This is a genomic window from Halomonas sp. 707D4, from assembly GCF_024158685.1.
GTDB lineage: Bacteria > Pseudomonadota > Gammaproteobacteria > Pseudomonadales > Halomonadaceae > Vreelandella.
Genome location: NZ_JAMZBD010000354.1, coordinates 1 through 3,294 on the forward strand (window position 1 = coordinate 1; position 3,294 = coordinate 3,294).

Below are 3,294 nucleotides of genomic sequence, written 5' to 3' on the forward strand. Positions count from 1 at the left end.
GGGCGAGACGCTGGGTATCGTCGGCGAGTCCGGCTCCGGCAAGACGACGCTGGCCTCGGCGATCATGCGCCTGGTGCCGAGCCAAGGCGATATCACCCTGGGTGATACGTCGCTCGGCACGCTTTCCGGCAACGTGCTGCGCCGCCAGCGCCACCGCTTCCAGATGGTGTTCCAGGACCCGTACGGGGCGCTCTCGCCGCGCATGTCGGTGTTCGATATCGTCAGCGAAGGCCTGCGCTTTCACCACCCTGAGCTCGACGCCGACGAAGTGAGCACCCGGGTTCACCAGACGCTCATGGAGGTCGGCCTGCCTGCCAGCTGCGCGGCCCGCTATCCGCACGAATTCTCCGGCGGCCAGCGCCAGCGCATCGCCGTGGCCCGGGCCCTGATCCTGGAACCCGAGCTACTGGTGCTCGACGAGCCGACCTCGGCGCTGGATCGCACCGTACAAAAGCAGCTGATCGCGCTGCTGCGCGATGTTCAGGCCCGGCGCCGGCTGAGCTACCTGTTCATCAGCCACGACCTGGCGGTGGTGCGCGCCATGGCCCATCGGGTCATAGTGCTCAAGGAGGGCGAGGTGGTCGAACACGGCGACTGTCTCGAGGTGCTCTCCTCACCACGCCATGCCTATACCCGCGCGCTGATCGACGCCGCCCATCTCGCCCCTGTCGACGTTTGACAAGACAAGACGAAAAGGCCCCTTCGAAACGAAGGGGCCTGAAAGCAAGATAACGGTATAAATTTCGATTATGGCAACTCGCTCGTTAGAAGCGGGCGATCTCGTCGGCGCTGAGCTCGCGCCACTCACCGGGTGCCAGGGTATCGGGCAGCGCAATGGGGCCGATCGAGTGTCGATGCAGCGCGACCACCCGATTGCCAAGCGCACCGAACATGCGCTTGACCTGATGGTAGCGCCCTTCGGTCAGGGTCAGCCTGGCTTGCGTAGGCGTGAGCAGTTCGAGGGTGGCCGGCGCGGTCGGCGTATCGTCGTCATCGAGCAGGATGCCCTCGCGCACCTGCGCCACGGCGCGCTCGGCGGCCGCGCCTTCCAGCGGCTCGGCCAGCTCGGCGAGGTAGACCTTGTCGCAGCGATGGCGCGGCGAGGTCACCCGGTGCGACCACTGGCCGTCATCGGTCAGCAGCAAGAGCCCGGTGGTGTCGACATCCAGGCGCCCTACCGGCTGCAGGCGCTCGGCCTTGGGCAGGTCGATCAAATCGATCGCCCGTGGGTAGAGCCCGCGCCGCGCGGTGCACTCCACGTCCGTCGGCTTGTGCAGCATCACGTAGCGCAGCCCGACCAGCGCCAGGCGCTCGCCGTTGAACCGCACCTCGTCCTCCATGGCCACGTGGGTCGCGGCCTGCTTGACCGCGACCCCGTTGACGGTGACCTCGCCGCCCTTCAAGGCGCGCTTGGCGAGGCTTCGCGTGAGCGGCGTGGTTTCGCTCAGAAAACGGTCCAGACGCATCAGTGGCCCACCCCCGGCACGAGGGTGAAGCGGTCCGCATCCTGCCAGGCGGGAAACTTCTCGCGAAAGGCGTCGAGCTCGGCCTTGTCGAGCACGCCGGTGGCGATGAAAGCCTCGTTCGCGGGGTGGTCGATCAGGGGCTCGCCCTTGAAATCGACCAGCAGCGAGTCGCCGCTGTAGCCAAGCCCCTTGGCGTCCTCTCCCACCCGGTTCACGCCGACCACGTAGGCCAGATTCTCCACCGCGCGCGCCTGCAGAAGGGTTCGCCAGGGCTTTCGCCGGGCGGCCGGCCAGTTGGCCACGCACAGGATGGCGTCGTACTCGAAGTGCTCGCCCTCGGCGGGCTGCTGGCGCATCCAGACCGGGAAACGCAGGTCGTAGCAGACGCTGAGCAGGATTCTGAACCCCTTGAGCTCGACGATGCGCCGCTCCCGGCCCATGCCGTAGCGCTCGTGCTCGCCGGCCATGCGAAACAGGTGGCGCTTGTCGTAGTGGATGACCTCGCCCTCGGGCGTCGCCCAGATCAGGCGATTGTAGTACTCGCCCCCATCGACGATCGCCACGCTCCCGGTCATCACGCAGCCGCGCGCCTTCGCCTGCTCCAAGAGCCAGGCAACGCTTTCGCTCTGCGCCATGGGCTGGGCCATTTCGCGGGAGTTCATGGTGAAACCGGTGGCGAACATCTCCGGCAGCACGATGACGTCGGTATCGCGCCCGTCGAGCTCACCGAGCAGCGTTTCCAGGTGCGCATGATTGGCCCGGGGGTCCTCCCAGCGCAAGTCGCACTGAATGAGGCTCGTCTTCAACTCGGCCATGCCGTGTCTCCTTTTCGCTCTACCGGTGTGTGTTGACGTTGTGTGCTAGATTAGCATTTTTTGATAATGAGGCCGTCATGCTCTCGTCCCCGTCTCGCGATCCGGAAGCCGCCAAGGGCGTCACCTTTGGCCTTACCGCCTACCTGATGTGGGGCTGCTTTCCCCTCTACTTCGCGCTGTTCGACGGCGTGCCCGCCTTCGAGGTGCTGATCCACCGCATTCTCTGGTCCTGCGTCTTCCTGGTCGGCGTGATCACGCTGCTCAAGCGCTGGGCGCCGGTGACGAACGCGCTGAAAGCGCCGAAGCGGCTCGGGCGAGTGCTGGTCTGCGCGGTACTGATCGGGGTCAACTGGGGGCTCTACATCTACGCGGTGGAGAGCCGCCAGGTACTGCAGGCGAGCCTGGGCTACTTCCTGACGCCCTTGATCAACGTCGCACTCGGGGTGCTGGTGCTGCGCGAGACGATGGCCAAGCCCCAGCTCGCCGCGCTCGGGCTTGCCAGCGTCGCCATTCTGATCCAGCTTGTGACCCTCGGCGAGCTGCCCTGGATCAGCTTGCTGCTGGCGCTGAGCTTCGGAAGCTACGGACTTTTTCGCAAGCAGGTCGCCCTGGACGGCTTGTCGGGGCTCTTCGTGGAGACCCTGGTGCTACTGCCGCTGGCGCTGCTGGCCCTTGGCGTGATCAGCGCCCAGGGCGCATCGCACTTTCTGCAGGACCTGCCGACGAGCGTCCTGCTGGCGAGCTGCGGCGTCGCCACCGCCCTGCCGCTTCTGGCCTTCGCTGGCGCCGCCCGACGGCTTCGCCTGTCGACCCTCGGGTTTCTCATGTACATCAACCCGACGATGCAGTTCTTGATCGCGCTGGTGGTCTTCGGCGAGCCGCTGGGCACCATTCAGCTCGTCACCTTCGTCATGATCTGGGCAGGCCTTGGCCTCTACTCCTGGTCCTCCTGGCGGTCACGCCCGCGCCAGGCGGGCTAGCTCGGTGGCTTCGGCAGACGCATCGCCTGCCGA

At 66.3% G+C, this 3,294-nt stretch carries 4 protein-coding genes; 2 read left to right on the forward strand and 2 right to left on the reverse strand.

All coding sequences use genetic code 11. From position 1 onward, the window contains the following. Nucleotides 1-679, forward strand: a 679-nt coding sequence (locus BIS11_RS13490; RefSeq protein ID WP_253586265.1) for an ATP-binding cassette domain-containing protein, incomplete at its 5' end; no start/stop codon positions are given. 85 nt (nucleotides 680-764) lie between these two features. Here BIS11_RS13490 and BIS11_RS13495 read toward each other — a convergent pair. After that, nucleotides 765-1,466 carry a pseudouridine synthase gene (locus BIS11_RS13495; protein WP_253418298.1) on the reverse strand — a complete coding sequence of 234 codons (702 nt, stop codon included), beginning with the start codon at nucleotides 1,464-1,466 and terminating at the stop codon, nucleotides 765-767. Continuing rightward, complete coding sequence (locus tag BIS11_RS13500) at nucleotides 1,466-2,281, reverse strand: amidohydrolase (RefSeq protein ID WP_253418296.1); 816 nt, start codon at nucleotides 2,279-2,281, stop codon at nucleotides 1,466-1,468. The genes BIS11_RS13495 and BIS11_RS13500 overlap by 1 nt, the downstream gene beginning before the upstream one ends. A gap of 77 nt (nucleotides 2,282-2,358) precedes the next feature. Between BIS11_RS13500 and rarD the strand changes: the two genes are divergently transcribed. Next, nucleotides 2,359-3,261: an EamA family transporter RarD gene (rarD, locus tag BIS11_RS13505; RefSeq protein WP_253418294.1), complete on the forward strand. Its 903-nt coding sequence runs from the start codon at nucleotides 2,359-2,361 to the stop codon at nucleotides 3,259-3,261. Nucleotides 3,262-3,294: the final 33 nt, after the last annotated feature.